Source organism: Beduinella massiliensis (assembly GCF_900199405.1).
Classification (GTDB): Bacteria; Bacillota; Clostridia; order Christensenellales; family Aristaeellaceae; genus Beduinella; species Beduinella massiliensis.
This window is the reverse complement of record NZ_LT963430.1, coordinates 2,119,532-2,137,491: the sequence shown is the minus strand read 5'-3', so window position 1 is coordinate 2,137,491 and position 17,960 is coordinate 2,119,532. Positions and strand designations below refer to the sequence as shown.

Genomic DNA, 17,960 nt, shown 5'->3' with positions numbered 1-17,960 from the left:
GGCAGTTCAGCACCGGGCGGCCTTCTATTTCTATAATCAGGCTTCAGGCTCGTCCTGAATTTGTTCCGGGCGGACAGCTTTCAGCCCTTCCGCCTGCGCTTCGGTCATGATCTTTTCGAGCAGCGAAAGCACCTGCTCGCGTCCCGTTCCGTCTTCGGAGGAAAATGCGATCACCTCCCATGGCTGAACCGCGAGCCCGCGGCAGATCGCCGCAATGTACTTCATGCGAGCTCCGCGGCTGATCTTGTCGGCCTTCGTCGCGATGACGGTGAAGGGAATGTCGTGCGAACGCAGAAAGGCATTCATGTCCCGATCGTCAGCCGTCGGGTCGTGCCGGATATCCACGAGATGCAGCACGTGGCGCAGCGTCGCGGAGTCCGCGAAGTAACCCTCCATCATGTCCATCCAGCGCATCTTTTCGTCCTTAGCGACCTTGGCGAAGCCGTAGCCGGGCAAATCGATCAACTGTAGCGCTTCGTTGATCGTGTAGACATTGAGCAGGCGCGTCTTGCCCGGCGTACTGCTGGTGCGCGCCAGCTTATTCTGGCGGCAAAGCTTGTTAATCATCGAGGACTTGCCCACGTTGCTCTTGCCCGCGAGCGCGACCTCCACCAGGCCAATGCCTGGGTAATCGCGGTATTCCGCCATGGACGTGATAAAGGAGGCCCGCTTGATTTCCATGATACACCTCTTTCGTTTATTGCGCCGCCGGTTGGGGCCTTTCGACCAGCGCGGCGCTGAGCACCTCGCTGACGTCCTCCACCGGGACGATCTTCAGCTTTTCCAGCACGGCCTTCGGAACCTCTTCCAGGTCCTTCAGGTTCTCCTTGGGGATGAGCACGGTATCGATACCCGCGCGATACGCGGCAAGCAGCTTTTCTTTGAGCCCGCCGATGGGCAGGACGCGCCCGCGTAGCGTCACCTCGCCCGTCATGGCCACGTTCGGTCTGACGGCGATGCCGGTCAGCGCGGAAACCAGCGCCGTGGTCATCGTGACGCCAGCGCTCGGCCCGTCCTTGGGTACCGCGCCCTCCGGTACGTGGATATGGATGTCCAGGCTCTTATAAAAATCGGGATCGATTCCGAACGCCGCCGCATGCGCGCGCACATAGGACTTCGCGGCCCGCGCGCTCTCCTTCATCACATCGCCAAGAGAGCCCGTCAGTTCCATCGCGCCCGTGCCGGGCATGGTCGTAGTTTCGATTTGCAGCGTATCCCCGCCGACCACCGTGTAGGCGAGCCCGTTAACGACCCCGACCTCGGGGCGCTTGCCCGCCTGCTCGTAGTGATACCGCGGCGCGCCCAAGTCCTCCTGAAGGCGCAGGACGGTGATGGATTCAAGCTTTGTGCCGTCGTCCAGCATGCGCACGGCGGCCTTGCGAACGATCTTGGCGAGGGTGCGCTCGAGCCTTCGAACGCCTGCCTCGCGCGTGTAGCCCTCGATGATCTTTTGCATCACCGAATCGCTGATCCGTACGCTCTTGGGCTCCAGCCCGTGCTCCGCGATCTGTTTAGGCAGCAGATGGCGCTTGGCGATGTTCAGCTTTTCTTCCTCCGTGTAGCCGGAAATCTCGATCACCTCCATGCGATCGAGCAGCGGACGCGGAATCGTATCGGTGGTGTTTGCGGTCGTCAGGAACATGACGTGCGACAGGTCATAAGGCAATTCCAGATAGTGGTCTCGGAACGCGAAATTCTGCGCGCCGTCGAGCACCTCGAGCATCGCGCTCGCGGGGTCGCCGCGAAAGTCAGAGGCCATCTTGTCGATTTCATCGAACAGGAAGACCGGGTTGGACGTGCCCGCCTGCTTGATGGAGGAAATGATACGGCCCGGTATCGCCCCGATGTACGTGCGTCGGTGGCCGCGAATTTCCGCCTCGTCGCGCACTCCGCCGAGGGACATCTGCACGAACTTACGTCCCAATGCCCGCGCGATGGAGCGTGCGATCGACGTCTTGCCGACGCCGGGCGGCCCCACGAAGCAGAGAATCGGCCCCTTCATGTCGTTTTTGATCCGCCGTACGGCCAGATATTCGATGATCCGCTCCTTGACCTTTTCCAGCCCGTAGTGATCTTCGCTCAGCACGCGACGCGCACGGCGAAGATCGAGGTTGTCGGGCGTCATCACGTCCCACGGAAGGTCGAGAATCCACTCGACGTAGGTGCGCGTCACGCCGATTTCGGGAGACCCGGGAGCCATGCGGGATAAGCGTTCCAGTTCGCGGGCGGCCTTGTCGCGCACCTCATCCGGCAGCTTCATACGGGAAAGCCGTTCCCGAAGGTCGTCCACGTCTCCCGCGTCCTTATCGCCCAGCTCGGTCTGGATGGCCTTGATCTGTTCGCGCAGGAAATAGTCCTTCTGATTTTTTTCGATCTGCTTCTTGACGCGCGCCTGTACCTGCTTCTCGACCCCGGCGAGCTCCGTTTCATGCGCCAAGATGGTGCAGACCGTCTCCAGCCGCTCCACAACGTCGAACTGCTCCAGCACGCTTTGGCGCTCTTCCAGCTTCGTCAGCACGTTTGCTGCGATGACGTCCGCCAGCTGCGCGGGCTCGTCGATGGACAGGATCGATTGCAGCGTATCGGTTGAAAGCCGGCCGCTGATTTTACTGAATTCTTCGGCGAATTGATGCGTAGTGCGCACGAGTGCCTGTACTTCCAGCGTCTTGCGCACGGCCTTCTGCGCGTCCGGCACCACCGAAGCGATGTAGCAGGGTTCTTCCTCCACAATCGCTTCCAGCCGCGCGCGCGCGATTCCCTCTACCAGCACCCGCAGCGTATCCCCCGGCAGTTTCAGCACCTGCTTCACGTTCGCGATGGTGCCCACGCCGCAGATATCCTTCATCGCGGGATCGTCCACATCCGCGTCGTGCTGGGCGGCCAGAAAGATGCGCTGATCCTCCACCATCGCCCGTTCGAGCGCCTGCACGGACTTTTTGCGCCCCACGTCGAAGTGGAGCACCATGTGCGGAAACACCATGAGACCACGAAGCGGCAGCATCGGCAACAACTCAGGCTGTGGCCTACTTTTCTTTGTTTGTGCCAATGTCAGCCCTCCTCTATTTTAAATCTTTGGATGAACCTTTATTATACCCACCTCACGGCGTTTTGACAAGTCATTGCGCTGGAGTGGCCGCGCTTTGGGCCGCGAGCGTCTTGTCCCCGTGTGCGGCGCTCTGACTGTCCTGCGTCTGCGGGACGTCCACCAGCATCGCGTTCAGGGCATCGTCCAGCGTCTTGATCGGGATGACCTCGATGCCGATCTTGGAAAAGCGCTCCAGGTAATTGTCCGCAGGGACAAAAACGCGCCTGAGCCCCGCGCGCTTGGCTGCCTCCACCTTGCTGGGGACGCCGCCGACGGGCTTTACGTCGCCGCGCACGGAGATTTCGCCGGTCACCGCTGTCGCGCCGTCCACCGGTCGGCCGAGCAGCGCGGATACCGCCGCCACGGCCATCGCTACGCCTGCACTGGGGCCGTCGACCGGCGCGCCGCCAGGAAAATTGACGTGCAGGTCCACGCTGTCCACGTCGTAGCGCATGCGGCGGAGCAGGGTCTGTACGTTTTCCGCCGAGCCGCGTGCCGTGCTCTTGCGGCGGATGAGGTGGCCGGGCGTTCCGATCTCCTCTTCCTCCGCGATGCCCGTGACGACGATCCTGCCTGAGCCAGCGACGGCGACCGCCTCGATGTCCATCACCGCCCCTTGATGGCAGCCGTAGACCGCAAGACCGTGGACCGTGCCGACGCCGCATTCGAGCGAGGCCTGCTGCTCCGGACGCACGGGGTAGTGACCGCTGTCCACCACCCATTCGATGTCCGCGCGGGTAATACACTTTCTATCTTCTAGCTGTGCCACGCCTGCGCCCATCTGCACGATGTTGACGGCATCGCGCCCACAGGTCGCGTAACGGCCCACCAGCTCCGCCTGCGCCTCATCCATCTCAAAGCCTGCCCGTACCGCCGCGCCCATGGCGATCGTCGCGATCTCGTGCGGCTCCAGCGCTCGGAAGTAGATCTCCATGCAGCGGGAACGCAGCGCAGGCGGCAGGTCGTTTGCACTGCGGGTCGTCGCCGCGACCAGGCGGAAGTCCGCCGGCATGCCGTTCTTGAAGATGTCGTGAATGTAACGCGGAACGGACATGTCCTCCGGGCTGTAGTACGCGGATTCAAAGAACACCTTGCGATCCTCAAGCACCTTTAGCAGCTTGTTCATCTGCGTCGGATGCAGTTCCCCTATTTCGTCCAGGAACAGCACGCCGCCATGCGCCTTGCTGACTGCGCCCGGCTTTGGCTGCGGCACGCCCTGCACGCCCAAAGGACCCGCGCCCTGGTATATCGGGTCATGTACACTGCCGATCAGCGGATCGGCGATTGCGCGTTCATCGAAGCGCACGCAGGTCGCGTCCATCTCGATAAAGGGGGCGTTCTTCGCAAAGGGCGTGCCCTCCGTCTGTTTCGCCGCTTCCAGCACGAGGCGCGCCGCGCAGGTCTTGCCGATGCCCGGAGGCCCATAGATAATGACGTGCTGCGGGTTCGGACCGCAGAGGATGGCCTTGAGCGAACGGATCCCCTCCTCCTGCCCGATAATGTCCTCAAATTTATTCGGGCGTACGCGCTCGCTGAGCGGCTCGCTAAGCCGAATCGCGCGCATACGCTGCAGGCGATCCATCTCCTGCGCGCCCTCCCGGCGTGCGGCGGGCTGTTGCTTTTGCTGCTGCCTGAGCTGAATGAAGAAGTAAATGCCGATAACGACGGTCACGACGAGCTGTATACCAAGCAAAACGAAGCTGAGCAAAGTTCATCCCTCTTTCCCTGTCACATGTCGCTTATATCTTGCGTGACATGGAAAGGAGGCATGCAGGGGCTTGTTTACAGGGAACGATTCCCTTCCGGTTTCAGGATGTCGTAGTCTGCGTGCGCGAGCGCCTCTTTTGCATTCGCCTCGTTTTCAGACTTGACGAGCACGTAGTCCGTATCGAATGTGGATATGACGAACACGCCGATACGCGCCTGAGACAGCACTTGTGTAATGGCGGAAAGAATGCCGATCAGGGAAAAATCGAGCACGCCCGTGACCCGAAAGGCCCGCCAGCCAGGCTCACAGGAGACAAACGCCCGGGGCGCATCCTGCGACCGGCAGACGAGCGAGCACTCGCCGTCCGTTCGGGCAGCAAAGGCGAACGGCTTGTCCAGTACGTCGGACGGAAAAGAATCCAGTTTTAAAACAGAAAATTCATCCTCTAAAAATGCAAGCTGCATGCGTCCTCCGTCTACAAAGAGACTGCCGCAGCGCGGCAGTCTCGAAATTCAGTTGTCAGGATACCGACGGTCTGCGGGCGGTCATGCTGCCTTCGTCATGATGCGTCTTGGCGCTCAGCCGCTTTTGCGGCACGCCGGGCACCAGGGTCGGCTTTGCCTTGCCCCGAACCACGTCCGTCGTAATGATGACCTTGGACACGTCCTCGCGCACAGGCAGCTCGAACATCGTATCCAGAAGCGCGTTTTCGATGATCGCACGAAGCCCGCGGGCGCCGCTCTTGCGCTCAATGGCCATGTGCGCTACCTCGCGCAGTGCGTCCGGCTCGAACTCCAGCTCCATGCCGTCCAGTTCCATCAGCCGGGTGTACTGCTTGACCAGGGCGTTCTTCGGCTCCGTCAGAATCTTCACCAGCGCGTCCTCGTCGAGGTTTTCCAGCGTCACTACGATCGGAAGGCGGCCTACAAATTCAGGAATGAGCCCGAACTTGAGCAGATCCTCCGGACGAATCTGTGCCAGAATTTCGCCGAGCTGCTTATCTTCGGGACGCGAAACATCCGCGCCGAAGCCCAGCGTCTTCTTGCCGGTACGCTGTTCGATCACCTTGTCAATCCCGTCGAAGGCGCCGCCGCAGATGAACAGGATGTTCGTCGTGTCGATCTGGATGAACTCCTGATGCGGATGCTTCCGCCCGCCCTGCGGCGGGACGCTCGCCACCGTCCCCTCGATGATCTTGAGCAGCGCCTGCTGTACGCCCTCGCCCGAGACGTCGCGCGTGATGGATGGATTTTCTCCCTTGCGCGCGATTTTGTCGATCTCGTCGATGTAGATGATGCCGCGCTGAGCCGCCTGAATGTCGTAATCGGCATTCTGGATTAAGCGAAGGAGGATATTTTCCACGTCTTCACCCACGTACCCGGCTTCCGTCAGGCTGGTGGCGTCCGCGATGGCGAAGGGAACGTTGAGAATTTTCGCAAGCGACTGCGCAAGGAACGTCTTGCCGCAGCCCGTGGGGCCCAGCATAAGAATGTTCGACTTTTGCAGTTCTACGTCGCCGCGCTTGACCGGAGAGTTGATGCGCTTATAATGGTTGTACACCGCGACGGACAGCGAACGTTTCGCACGCTCCTGGCCGATGACGTACTGGTCGAGGATAGACTTGATCTCCGTCGGACGCGGAATATCGCCGGTTTCCGTATCGCGCGTCGTGCCCAGATCGTCCGCGATGATCTCCTGGCACAGGGTAATGCACTCATCGCAGATGTAGACGCCGGGTCCGGCTACGATGCGGCGAACCTGATCCTGAGGCTTGTCGCAAAAGGAGCAGCGCGCCATGCGGGGCTGTCTGGTATCGTCTTTGTCTCTTGGCATTTTGCACCTCATTGCGTTGTTTTAAGAGAAGGATTACGCGCGATTCTTGTAGATTTCGTCGATGATGCCGTATTCCAGAGCTTCCTGCGCGGAAAGGAAGTGATCGCGCTCGACGTCGCGCTCGATCTTTTCGAGCGGCTGTCCCGTCATTTCGCTCATCAGCTTGTTCATCTTGACTTTCGTACGCATGAGCCACTCGGCCTGGATCGCCACATCCGTGGCCTGGCCGCGCGCTCCGCCCAAGGGCTGGTGAATCATCACTTCGCTGTTGGGCAGCGCCAGACGCTTGCCCTTCTCGCCCGCCATCAGCAGGAAGGCAGCCATCGACGCAGCCATGCCGATGCATACCGTGCGCACCGGAGACTTGATGTAGTGCATGGTGTCGAAGATCGCCATGCCCGCCGTCACCGATCCGCCCGGGCTGTTGATGTACATGGAAATTTCCGCGTCGGGGTTTTCCATCTCCAAAAAGAGCAGCTGCGCGACGACGGTATTGGCCATATCGTCGCCGATCTCACCGCTCAAAAACACGATGCGGTCTTTCAGCAGGCGGGAGTAGATATCGTAGGAACGTTCACCGCGGTTCGTCTGTTCGACGACCATAGGAATGAGACTCATGGCAAATACCTCCTTTACAGCAGGGGAATCAGGATTACTCGGCGATGGCCGAGTCCTTCAGCAGCTCCACCGTCTTGCGGATGCCGATGGAATCCTTCAGATACGCGGTATCCTCCGGGCGAAGCGTCGCCTTGAATTCCTCGGCGGTCTTCTTGCCCTCCTCGGCGTACTTGGCGATCTCCGCCTCTACCTCTTCTTCGGTAGCTTCGATACCTTCCGCCTTCATGATGGCCTCGAGCACCAGCTCGGCCTTCACGCGCTTATCGGCCTCTTCGCGGTACTGCTCACGCATGGTTTCCATCGTCTGGCCGGTATAGGTCATGAAATCCTCCATGCGAAGGCCCTGATACGCCAAACGCATCTGGAAGTCACGGATCATGCCGTCAATCTGCCGCTCGATCATGGCTTCAGGCACGTCCAGCGTCGCGTTCGCAACCGCCGCGTCCACGACTGCGTTTTCAAACGCCGCGTCGCAGTGCGCCTTGTTGTCCGCCTCCAGCTTTGCCCGAATGTCCTGCTTGTATGCATCAAGCGTGTCAAACTCGGACACGTCCTTGGCGAAGTCGTCGTCCAGCTCCGGCAGCTCACGCATCGTGATGGAGTTGACCTTCACGTGGAATACGGCGTCTTTGCCGGCAAGTTCCTTGGCGTGATATTCCTCCGGGAACTTCACAGAAAGATCCTTTTCCTCGCCGACGTTCATGCCGACCATCTGCTCTTCAAAGCCGGGGATAAACTGGCCGGAACCGATCGTCAGGGTTTGGCCCTGCGCCGTGCCGCCTTCGAAAGCGACGCCGTCCACCGAACCCGCGTAGTCGAGATTCACGATGTCGTCGTCCTGCACCGCGCGGTCCTCAACCGTGACCTCGCGCGCATTCTTCTGGCGATCCTGCTCCATCTTCGCGTCGACATCCTCGTCGGTCACGGGATGCTCGTGCTTTTCGACCTTGAGTCCCTTGTACTCGCCCAGGGTCACCTCGGGGCGCACGAAGACCTCCGCGGTAAACACGAGGTTCTTGCCGCTTTCGATGGTTTCGATGTCCACGCTCGGGCGGTCGACCGGCTCCAGGTTGTTGTCGGCCACAGCCTGATCGTAAGCTTCGGGGAAGATGACTTCAAAGGCGTCGTCGTAAAAGACGCCCTCTCCATACATATTTTCAATCAGCTTGCGGGGCGCCTTGCCCTTGCGGAAACCCGGCACGTTGATGCGGCCGCGGTTCTTCAGGTATGCCTTCTGCATCGCCTCGTCGAACTTTTCCGCTTCGATGTCAAAGGAAATCTTTACTTTGTTGCTGCTCAGTTTTTCAACAGAGATCGTCATGCTAACGGTTCCTCCCAGTAGTTCTTGGTGTACATATTTCATGATAGAGATAATGCACTATCCTGCATTGTAACATAAACAAAAATCAATTACAACCATTTATTCCAAGCGTATACCGGTTTTTTCTGATTTTGCACCTCGCGTAGCCGCTCAAAACGGCGCTTTTCTATTCTATGCGAGGCAGCGCTAAAACTTGCGCCCTTTCCTGTTTCCGCTGTATATGTGCCCATACCCCTGCGCAAAATAGGAGCAATCATCCTGAAAAGCCAATGAAAAGGAGCCTGTCATGACGTTCTTGAGCCTGATCGCCGCCTTCGCGGCGCTATTTAGCCTCCTGTTCCTCTGTGCAGCCGTGGCGCACGCCCAACCCAATAAGCCGGACTGCGAGGAGGAGCTCAGCCCTGCTTCGCTTTGCGCGCACTTAAAGCGTATCGCCGCTGCGGGACACGTACGCGGTTTAGGCCGGATACGTGGCCTTCGTCCGCGCGTGCGCGCGCTTCGACGGGCGCTCGAGGAGCTTGACGCGCTCGCGGCGGGCGGTTCAGACGCCCTGCTCCCCGGCGCGCAGTGGCTTTTAGACAATGGGCGGCTTTTAGAGGACGCATCTCTGGCCCTGCTGTATGATCTGAAAGGGGTTCGGTCCCTGCCGCTTTGGGGGCGGCGTCCCCGGATTATGGACTTCGCGCGCGAGTATCTCAGCCATACGGGCGCGCACGTGGATACAGGCATGCTGAGGGAAGCTGTGTCCGCCTGGCAGGAGATAAGCCCTCTGTGGCTCTCAGAGCTTTTTACCCTCCCGCTCGCCCTGCGCGCCGCGTTGATTTTTCGCATATCAAGTCTCGCGGAGGAATGTCTGGCCGCCCAGAGACAGCGCCTTGCGGCGGAAAACGCCGCTCATACGCTCAGTAACCGTGCCCTGCGCCGCGCGCCGGAAGACTGCACGTTTTGGGAGCACCTGCTGAAATGCCTGCGCGAACAGGGCAACGCCGAGGCGCTGCAGATGATCGACCGCCGGCTGGACGCGCTCGATCAGACCGCCCAACGCATCGTCGAGGCGGAGCATATGCGCCAGACGCAGGAACGGCAGGCCCTGTCCAGCGCTATCACGAGCCTTCGCGCGATGGGGCTTATCGATTGGGATCCGCTGTTGGAATCGCTCTCTCCCGTCGAAATGCTGCTGCGGGAGGACCCGTCCGGGGTCTACGAACGGATGGACGCCGCTACCCGCGCGCTTTACCGCACGCAGGTGTCCCGCTTTGCCAGGGCCAGCATCTACTCCGAAGGGCTTATCGCGCGCTGCGCGCTCGAATGCGCACAGGCGCACGGAACGGAAGGTGCGGATTCCCTTTCTCAGCACGTGGGCTTTTACCTGCTGGACGCGGGCGAATATGAGCTGTGGGAACGGCTGGGCAGCGCGCCCCTGCGCGTACGCGTGCGGCTGTTCTTGCACAGGCACGCGGGCATCCTGTACCCGCTCGCCCACGTTCTGTGTTCGCTGCTTTTCTTTGCTCTCTTTTGCCTGAGCCGTCCATCCCCATTGCTGCTGCTTCCCGCGCTGATCGTTTCTACCGCCGGCGCACAGGAAATAATCTCCCTTTGGGTTCGACGCAACGTGCCCGCAAAGCCGCTTCCGTGCATGGAATACGAGACGCTTCCGGAATCGCTGCGTACGCTCGTCGTCGTCCCCACGCTTCTTTCCAGCAGGGAGCAGGCGCTCTACATGATCCGTCACCTCGCCGTCCTGCAAAAGGGCAACGACGACAGGCGGCTCTCCTACCTTCTGCTCGCGGACTTTCGGGACAGCGACGCGGCGCAGGAAATCGAGGATGAGGACATCACGAAAGCCTGCATGGAGGGCATCCGCGCGCTCGGACAGGGAGATACCTTCCTATATTTACACCGTGCCCGCACATGGAACGACGCGCAGAAGCGCTTCATGGGGCGCGAACGCAAGCGCGGCGCGCTGGAAACGCTCAACCGGCTGATCCTGACGGGTGAAACGAGAGACGCTTTTACAGCCGCATCGTTTGACCCGACCTGGCTGAAGGGACGTTTTCGTCAGGTCATCACGCTGGACAGCGATACGATCATGCCGCCCGGAAGCGCGCTGCGCCTCGTCGGCATGATTACCCATCCGCTGATGCGGCCCTGCGAGCGCGACGGACGCAGGCGCGGCTGCGCGCTCATACAGCCGCGGATGGAGCAGGCTGCGCACCGCGTAACCACCCATCTGTGCCGCGTCTTCGGCGGGCCCGGCGGAGTGGACCCCTACGTGAGTGCCGTCTCGGACGTATATCAGGACATCGCCGGGCGAGGCAGCTTCGCCGGAAAGGGCATTTATGACGTCGAACGTTTTGTGCAGGCGACAGAGCCCTTCATCCAGCCGGGCACCGTGCTCTCGCACGACCTGCTGGAAGGCGAGTTTTCCCGTGCGGCGTTCGCAGAAAACGAGGTTTTCTATGACGGACAGCCCGCTACCCTGCGCGCCTACTTTCTGCGGCTGCACAGGTGGACGCGCGGGGACTGGCAGATCGTAAGCTACCTGATGCCGAAGATTCATACGCCGCTCGGAAAGCAGAAGAATCCGCTCGACCTCCTTTCGCGTTTCAAAATATACGACAATTTGCGCCGCAGCCTTATTCCGGCTGCGCAGGGATTGCTTCTGCTGCTGGGCATGCTCGTCTCGAGCGGCGCAGCGCTCGCCTACGCCCTGCTGCTCCCCAGCCTTGGCCTGCTGCTTTCCCCTTCTCGTGAAGGGCTGCGCGCGGCGTTCGTGCAGACGGCGCTTATCGCGCACCAGGCGCTTGTGCAGACGGATGCGGCTATACGGAGCCTCTATCGGCTATACGTGTCGCATCGCGGATTGCTGGACTGGGTGACGGCGCACGACGCGGAGAAGGCGAAGGACAAGCCAGAGCATTACGCCTTATCAAGGGTCTGCGGTGGCCTGCTGCTCTTCTTCGGCGCGGCAAACGTCGTCTATTTCTGGCTCGCCCTGCCCCTTGGCCTGTCCTGGCTTTGCCTGCCCGCGATTTCTCGATGGCTCAATTCTCCGCTGCACGAGCGCATTCCGCTCGGCGCCGATGAAAAGGAATCGCTTCTTTTATACGCGCAGAAGACTTGGGCCTTTTTTGAGCGCACGGTGACGGAGGAAGAGCACTTCCTGCCCATCGACAACCTGCAAGTTGTCCCGGAACGCGGGGAAGCGCACAGGACGTCCCCGACGAACATCGGGCTCTACCTGCTTTCCTGCGTTGCCGCGCGGTATCTTGGCTTTCTGGAGCCGGACGAAATGGCCGCGCGCGTGGAAAAGACGGTGGGAACGCTCAGACAGCTGAAAAAGTGGAACGGGCACCTATACAACTGGTACGACACGAAGACCCTCGACGTCCTAAATCCCGCTTACGTTTCCAGTGTGGACAGCGGAAACCTGGCCGCCTGTCTGCTGTGCTGCGCGCAGGCGCTGCGTGCGGACCTTTCGCGGTTTGACCCAGGCTTTCGGCCGCTCGTACAAGAGCTTGAATCGCTGTTTGACGAGATGGATTTAAATGCTCTGTACGATTCCGGGTGTGAGCTCTTCTACGTCGGCATCCAACCCGACGCGGCAGAAGGCCCGAAGCCGACGCACTACGACCTGTTGGCCTCTGAATCCCGTCTGCTCAGCTTTTTGTCGGTCGCAACCGCGCAGGTACCTATGCACCATTGGAAGAGCCTGGGCCGCTCGCTCGTGAAGACGCGAGGGGGCGTTACGCTCGCCTCGTGGAGCGGGACAATGTTTGAATATCTGATGCCCGCCCTGCTGATGCGCCTCACGCCGGAAACGCTTCTGCATGAGGCGTGCCTGCAAGCGGTGGCCGAGCAGATCGCCGCGTGCCCCAGGACGCCATGGGGGATTTCGGAGTCGGGCCATTATCAGTTCGATCCCGCGCTGAACTATCAATACCACGCCTTCGGTCTGCCGCAGCTCGCACTGCGAAGCGAAACCGCCCGTCACGTCATCGCGCCCTATGCCGCGGCGCTCGCGCTGTGCGTGCGTCCGCACGCCGCCGCGCAGAACCTCATGCAGATGGAAGCACTGGGCTGGCTTGGCGAGCTCGGCTTTTATGAAGCGGCGGACTACTCCGTTGAGCAGGACGGCGGCTTTGCCCTCGTCCAGAGCCATATGGCGCATCATCAGGGCATGGCGCTGTGCGCGATGTGCAACGCGCTCATGGACGACGTGCTGGTGCGGCTCTTCAGCGAGCGGCTGGACGTGTCGGCCTATTCCCTGCTCCTGGAAGAGCGAATCCCCCAACGCCGTTCCCTCCGCTTTCACAGGCGCGCCGTCCGCGGTGAAAACAGGCCCACGCCGCGCTCCTCCTTCGCCTCGCGCAAGGCCTCGTCGAGCGCGCTTCCGCTCGACGCCCAGGTTCTCTACGGCGAGGGCACCACGCTCGTGTGCGATGCGCGCGGCGGCGGCATGCTGAAGAGCGGCGGCTACATGCTTTCCCGCTTTCGCTCGGATCCCTTTGCGCCAGGCTACGGCATACGGTTTTACGTCCGCGACGAAGAGCGGATTTTTCAGGCAGGCTGCGTAGGCTCTGAAGGCGAAATTCGCTTTGAGACAGGGAGCGCGGTCTATACCCAGGCGAAAAATGGGGTGGAAACCACGCTTACCTGCTGCGTCGGCCCGTTGGACGGAACGGCGGTGCACGTGCTCGAAATCAGGAATACAGGCAAAGCGGCGCGTAAGCTACGTGTATCCAGCTATATGGAGGTCGCGCTGTGCTCGCAGCGTGCGGATGAGGCTCACCCGGCATTCGTAAAGCTGTTCGTCGAGACGTCAACCCCGATGTCCGGTACGCTCGTCGCCTCCCGCCGCGCCCGCAACCGCGACGAGGACACGCCTGCGCTCTTTCACACCGCCGTATGCAGCATTCCGGATGCCTCGTTTATCGAAATCAGCGATCGAGGGGCATTTCTCGGACGCGAAAATGACGCACTAGAGCGCCCGGCGATGCTGTCTGGTGCTCCGAAACGGAGCGTCGGGGCGGTCGTCGATCCCTGCGTCGCGCTGCTGACGGACCTGTTCCTCGAGCCGGGAGAAGGCTGCACGCTCGCCTACGCGACAGGCGCGCAGCCGGACGCCGGGGCTGCCGCTGCGCGCGCCGCTCAGTACGACGGCGTGGAGGCCTGCCTGCGTGCACAGGCGCTCGCCCGGATTCAGGCACAGGTGAGCGCAGACTACCTCGCGCTCGATCCTGGCGCACAGAATATTGTGCAGCGCGCGGCTACCTATGCGATCTATGGCGGGCAAAACCCCGACCAGCTGACCGTTGCGCAGAAGAACACGCTTGCGCGCGAGGAAATCTGGGCGCTGGGTATTTCCGGCGATCTGCCGATCGTCACTGTTCAGGCAACAGGCACGGCAGATCAGGCGCTGTGCCGCATGGCGCTCAAACTGCACGAAGCTTGGCGTCAATGGGGAATCTGGGCCGATCTTGTCTTTCTCTGCCCTGGCAAGGGGGATTACGGCGAACCCGCACGCGACATGCTGAACAGCATGATCGCCTGCGGCCATGCGCGCGACCTGATCCATAAACCGGGCGGCGTCTACGTGCTCGAAGAGGGAAATGTTTCAGAATCGCTTCGGGTGTTGCTGCTATCGATGTCCTGCCTGACGTTTTATGGCGGCCAGGACACCTTGGGCGCACAGCTCAAGGCGCTCAGGGGGATGCCTGAGACGGCGCGTCCCCTTCCGCCCGCGCCGAAAGGAGCTCTGCCGCGTGCGGCGCTTCTTTGCGACAATGGGTTTGGCGGCTTTGATCCGTACGGCGCGTACGTCATCGACAGACAAAGCCCCACGCCCGCGCCCTGGTGCCTCCTTCTTTCCAATCCGAAGATGGGGTGTATTGCCACCGAGCGGGGAATCGACCTCACCTACGCCTCGAGCAGCCATGACGGACGGCTGACGCCTTTCAGCAATGACCCGGTCGTCGATCGATCCGGTCTGCGGCTTGTCCTGGTCGACGAAGCGCGCGGAAATAAGCTGTCGCCCCTGCAAGACGCGCTGCGCGTCACCTACACCCCTGGCCGTGCACGATGGGAGTGCGTCTATCTTGATGCCGTGCAAACCGTAAGTCTGTTTGTGGACGCCGAACGACCGGTGCAGTTTATTTCCCTATCGCTGCAAAACCAGACCGGTCGAACCGCAAAGCTGACCGTCTCGCTATCTGTCGATTTTATTTTGGATACGACGGGCGATCGAAAGACGCTGATCCGCGCGCGAACGCAGGAAAACGCGCTTTATCTGGAGAGTCCCTGCATGCCGGGCGTCACGTTTGCGGCGGTCGTGGGCGGCAAGGACGCACATCTGTCCGCCCCCTGGCTGGATGGAACGCTTAGTTCTTCCGCGCCCGGCGGCCCGCTGCCCTTTTTACCTACGGCGCAGCTTGCCTGCTCCGTGAAGCTCGCGAACGGCGGCGGGCAGAACGTCACGTTCTGCATTGGCCATGCCGGTACACCTGAGGAAGCTGCCGCGTTGGTAAGCGAACTGTCTGCACCGGAAATACCCGTGCGTGAGCGGCAAGCGCTGGAGCGCTGGAATGAGCGCTTAAGCGTCCTTTGCCTGCGAACGCCGGATGCGGTTTTGAACGCCGCGCTGGGACGCTGGCTTCCCTATCAGACGATCGCTTCGCGCCTGTACGCGAAGGCTGGTTTTTATCAAGCGGGCGGCGCGACGGGTTTTCGCGACCAACTTCAGGACATGCTGGTGCTCCTCTACACGGATCCCGGGAGCGTACGAGCGCATCTGATGCTCTGCGCCGCGCACCAGTTCGAGGACGGCGACGTGCAGCACTGGTGGCACCCGCCCGCGCGCGGTGTGCGCACACATATGACGGACGACCTGCTGTTTTTGCCTTTCGTCACCGCCTCCTACGTCGCGGCAACTGGCGACACCTCGGTCCTAAACGAGCGAATTGCTTACCTTCAAAATGTAGAAATCCCCGCCGGAAGCGAGGACTTTTACGGCGAGGCGGTTCCCTCGCGGGACGCCGCGCCGCTGCTCGATCACTGTTTGCGCGCCATTCGCCGCGTATCCTTCGGCGCGCACGGCATTCCGCTCATCGGTACCGGCGACTGGAACGACGCCATGAATCGCGTCGGCATCGAGGGAAAGGGAGAAAGCGTCTGGCTCGGTTGGTTTTTCAGCTATACCGCACGCGTCTTCGCGCCTCTGTGCGAACCGCCTGTGCAGGAGGAGCTGCTCCGCCTCGCGGACGATGCCCTGCGCGCCGCAGACGAGCAGGGCTGGGACGGCGCATGGTACCGGCGAGCCTATATGGACGACGGGACAGCGCTGGGCAGCGCCGGAAGCGATGCGTGCCGCATTGACTGTATCGCCCAGTGCTGGGCCGTGATCGCGGGCGCGCCGGAGAAGCGCGCGAATCAGGCGATGGACGCCGTGCTCTCGCAGCTCGTCGACCGGGAACACGGCATCATCCGACTGCTCGCACCGGCCTTTGACGATACCGACCTGGAGCCGGGATATATCAAGGGTTATCTGCCCGGCGTTCGGGAAAACGGCGGCCAGTACACGCACGGCGCCGCATGGGCCGTGCCTGCCCTGCGTAAGCTGGGGCGCGTGGAAGAGGCGTGGGAAATTTTTCGCATGCTGCTGCCCTACACGCACGCGGATACGCCGGAGAAGGCCGCGCGCTATCGCGTGGAGCCTTACGTCAGCGCGGCGGACATCTATGCGAGCGAACAACAGATGGGACGTGGGGGCTGGACGTGGTATACGGGCTCCGCGGCCTGGATCTACGTCGCGGGCGTCTACGTACTGCTGGGCTTTGAAAAGCGTGCGGGCCAGATTCGCCTGAATCCGACGCTGCCCGCAGATTGGGACAGCTTTGAAATCGTCTATCGTTTTGAGGGCAGCGCCTATACGCTGCGCGCCGAGCGCAGCGCAGCAGAGGCGCGGCTGGACGGAGCCCCCCTTCCTGACGGCTGGATCACGCTTGAGGCGGACGGTAAGGATCATCAGGCGGTCTTCCCTATCGCGGTGGAGGGCTTATGACAGCCCGTAGGTAAGCGTCACCGGGCACTGAAAGAGCGGCAGACGCGGCGTGCAGAACGTGAAGACGACGCTCAAAATCAGCAGAACCGCCAACAAGGTCGCCGTCCAGACCCGGACGGAGCGCCTGCGCGTCCCCCTCGCAAAGACGCGCAGGCCCACGGCCTGGCCCGCACCGAGGCTGATCGTGAAAAGAAGGATGTCCGCCCAGAGCGCATGCAGCCCCAGCGCACCGGTATACGTATAATACCCGGCGATCATCACCGCGAGCGCTGTCAATGCGGCCGTGCAGGCTCCGAGCAGCCAGCGCGCCTGCCTCCGCTCCACGTCCACATCACCCTGGGGCCAGGCGGCGCGCATGGGCCGGATCAGCGCCATGCCCAACAACCACCAGAGGGTGATGGGCCATAGCAAAATTTTTCCGTGCTCCCAAATGCTCTCGTTTACCGGTGCAAACGCGCCGACGAGCGGAAAATGCCCCGACAGGTTAAACAGAAAGTGCCAAAGCGTCCCCACGAAGAACAGAATGATGAAGCCGCCACGGTTCCACCGGCGTACGCGTCCCGTCAAATCCATTTGCATCCGCTCCTTTGTACCCCGAGCGTATGCTGCATCCCTGCTTGCGCATGACCGAAACCAAAAGAAAAAAGGGCGGTACAAACCGTCCTTTTTCGATACCGCGCTTAACCCACCGGCGCGATGCGGTTGACAATTTCCGTAAATTCTGTCGTGATGTCCGAAATGACGGAGCCGCCGTCCAGTTTCTTGCCCAGGTCTTGAACGCGCGTCAGCAGGTCCGGATCCGCCGTGACGGATACGTTCTGGATGCGCTTGTCCGCCGCCTTGGCGCGGTTAGCGACCATATCCTTAATCCGCGTGGTCATCTCGCCCTTATATTGGGCGTCAAACTCCACGCCGATTAAGGCCGTATCGCCGACTACCAGCGTCGTCGCCTTCTTGATTTCGCTGAGCCGCTGCACCTCGTCGCTGACCTTCTTAGCCACCGTCATGGCGTCCTCGTCGCTCATCGTGCCGCTGGCCGCAGGCGCGGTCGGTTCAGCGCTCGTGCCGGCCTCAGGCATGTCCGTCATGGGCAGCGTCGTGTCAGGCGCAATCGTCGGAGCTTCCGTCGGCATGGTCGTGGGTTCAACCGTCGCTTCTTGCGTCGGCGCCGCTGTCGTTGTGATCGGCGAGGGAGACGGCGTCGGCGTCGTATTGCTCGCGCAGCCAGCCAGGGATACAACCAACAAGGCGCTCAAGAGTACTAGGATTGTCTTTTTCAAAGCTCATTCGCCTCCTCACGGGTATTGTGCGCAGGCGGGCGAAAAGCAAACCGAAA

General features: G+C 61.3%; 10 protein-coding genes. 1 reads left to right on the top strand and 9 read right to left on the bottom strand.

Annotation, left to right across the window (positions count from 1 at the left end):
- Positions 1–36 precede the first annotated feature (36 nt).
- From yihA to tig, 7 genes are all read right to left on the bottom strand, one after another.
- Entirely contained in the window at positions 37–681 is a 645-nt protein-coding gene (gene yihA / locus C1725_RS10430) for a ribosome biogenesis GTP-binding protein YihA/YsxC (RefSeq protein WP_102411549.1), read from the bottom strand.
- A gap of 16 nt (positions 682–697) precedes the next feature.
- The gene (gene lon, locus C1725_RS10425; protein WP_346026566.1) at positions 698–3,046 is read right to left on the bottom strand and encodes an endopeptidase La; all 2,349 of its coding nucleotides are present in this window, start codon (positions 3,044–3,046) and stop codon (positions 698–700) included.
- Positions 3,047–3,116: 70 nt separating this feature from the next.
- A complete protein-coding gene (gene lonB, locus C1725_RS10420) occupies positions 3,117–4,793 on the bottom strand; it encodes an ATP-dependent protease LonB (RefSeq protein WP_102411547.1) in 1,677 nt (558 codons plus the stop codon).
- 74 nt (positions 4,794–4,867) lie between these two features.
- Entirely contained in the window at positions 4,868–5,257 is a 390-nt protein-coding gene (locus C1725_RS10415; RefSeq protein WP_102411546.1) for an ACT domain-containing protein, read from the bottom strand.
- Positions 5,258–5,312: 55 nt separating this feature from the next.
- Positions 5,313–6,626: an ATP-dependent Clp protease ATP-binding subunit ClpX gene (gene clpX, locus C1725_RS10410; protein ID WP_346026565.1), complete on the bottom strand. Its 1,314-nt coding sequence runs from the start codon at positions 6,624–6,626 to the stop codon at positions 5,313–5,315.
- 33 nt (positions 6,627–6,659) lie between these two features.
- A complete protein-coding gene (gene clpP, locus C1725_RS10405) occupies positions 6,660–7,244 on the bottom strand; it encodes an ATP-dependent Clp endopeptidase proteolytic subunit ClpP (RefSeq protein ID WP_102411544.1) in 585 nt (194 codons plus the stop codon).
- Positions 7,245–7,278: 34 nt separating this feature from the next.
- A complete protein-coding gene (gene tig / locus C1725_RS10400) occupies positions 7,279–8,565 on the bottom strand; it encodes a trigger factor (RefSeq protein WP_102411543.1) in 1,287 nt (428 codons plus the stop codon).
- 286 nt (positions 8,566–8,851) lie between these two features.
- Between tig and C1725_RS10395 the strand changes: the two genes are divergently transcribed.
- Positions 8,852–16,624 (top strand): GH36-type glycosyl hydrolase domain-containing protein, encoded by a 7,773-nt coding sequence (locus C1725_RS10395; RefSeq protein WP_102411542.1) that lies wholly within the window; start codon positions 8,852–8,854, stop codon positions 16,622–16,624.
- On the opposite strand, the gene C1725_RS10390 is transcribed toward C1725_RS10395, so the two are convergent.
- Positions 16,619–17,197 (bottom strand): DUF6512 family protein, encoded by a 579-nt coding sequence (locus C1725_RS10390; RefSeq protein WP_102411541.1) that lies wholly within the window; start codon positions 17,195–17,197, stop codon positions 16,619–16,621. The two genes, C1725_RS10395 and C1725_RS10390, sit on opposite strands and share 6 nt — an antisense overlap.
- Positions 17,198–17,304: 107 nt before the next feature.
- Complete coding sequence (locus C1725_RS10385) at positions 17,305–17,904, bottom strand: YhcN/YlaJ family sporulation lipoprotein (protein ID WP_102411540.1); 600 nt, start codon at positions 17,902–17,904, stop codon at positions 17,305–17,307.
- Between the last annotated feature and the right edge of the window lie 56 nt (positions 17,905–17,960).

Coding starts and splice junctions, on each gene's coding strand:
- yihA (WP_102411549.1), bottom strand. CDS start 681: ATGGAAATCAAGCGGGCCTCCTTTATCACGTCCATGGCGGAATACCGC.
- C1725_RS10415 (WP_102411546.1), bottom strand. CDS start 5,257: ATGCAGCTTGCATTTTTAGAGGATGAATTTTCTGTTTTAAAACTGGAT.
- clpX (WP_346026565.1), bottom strand. CDS start 6,626: ATGCCAAGAGACAAAGACGATACCAGACAGCCCCGCATGGCGCGCTGC.
- clpP (WP_102411544.1), bottom strand. CDS start 7,244: ATGAGTCTCATTCCTATGGTCGTCGAACAGACGAACCGCGGTGAACGT.
- tig (WP_102411543.1), bottom strand. CDS start 8,565: ATGACGATCTCTGTTGAAAAACTGAGCAGCAACAAAGTAAAGATTTCC.
- C1725_RS10395 (WP_102411542.1), top strand. CDS start 8,852: ATGACGTTCTTGAGCCTGATCGCCGCCTTCGCGGCGCTATTTAGCCTC.
- C1725_RS10390 (WP_102411541.1), bottom strand. CDS start 17,197: ATGGATTTGACGGGACGCGTACGCCGGTGGAACCGTGGCGGCTTCATC.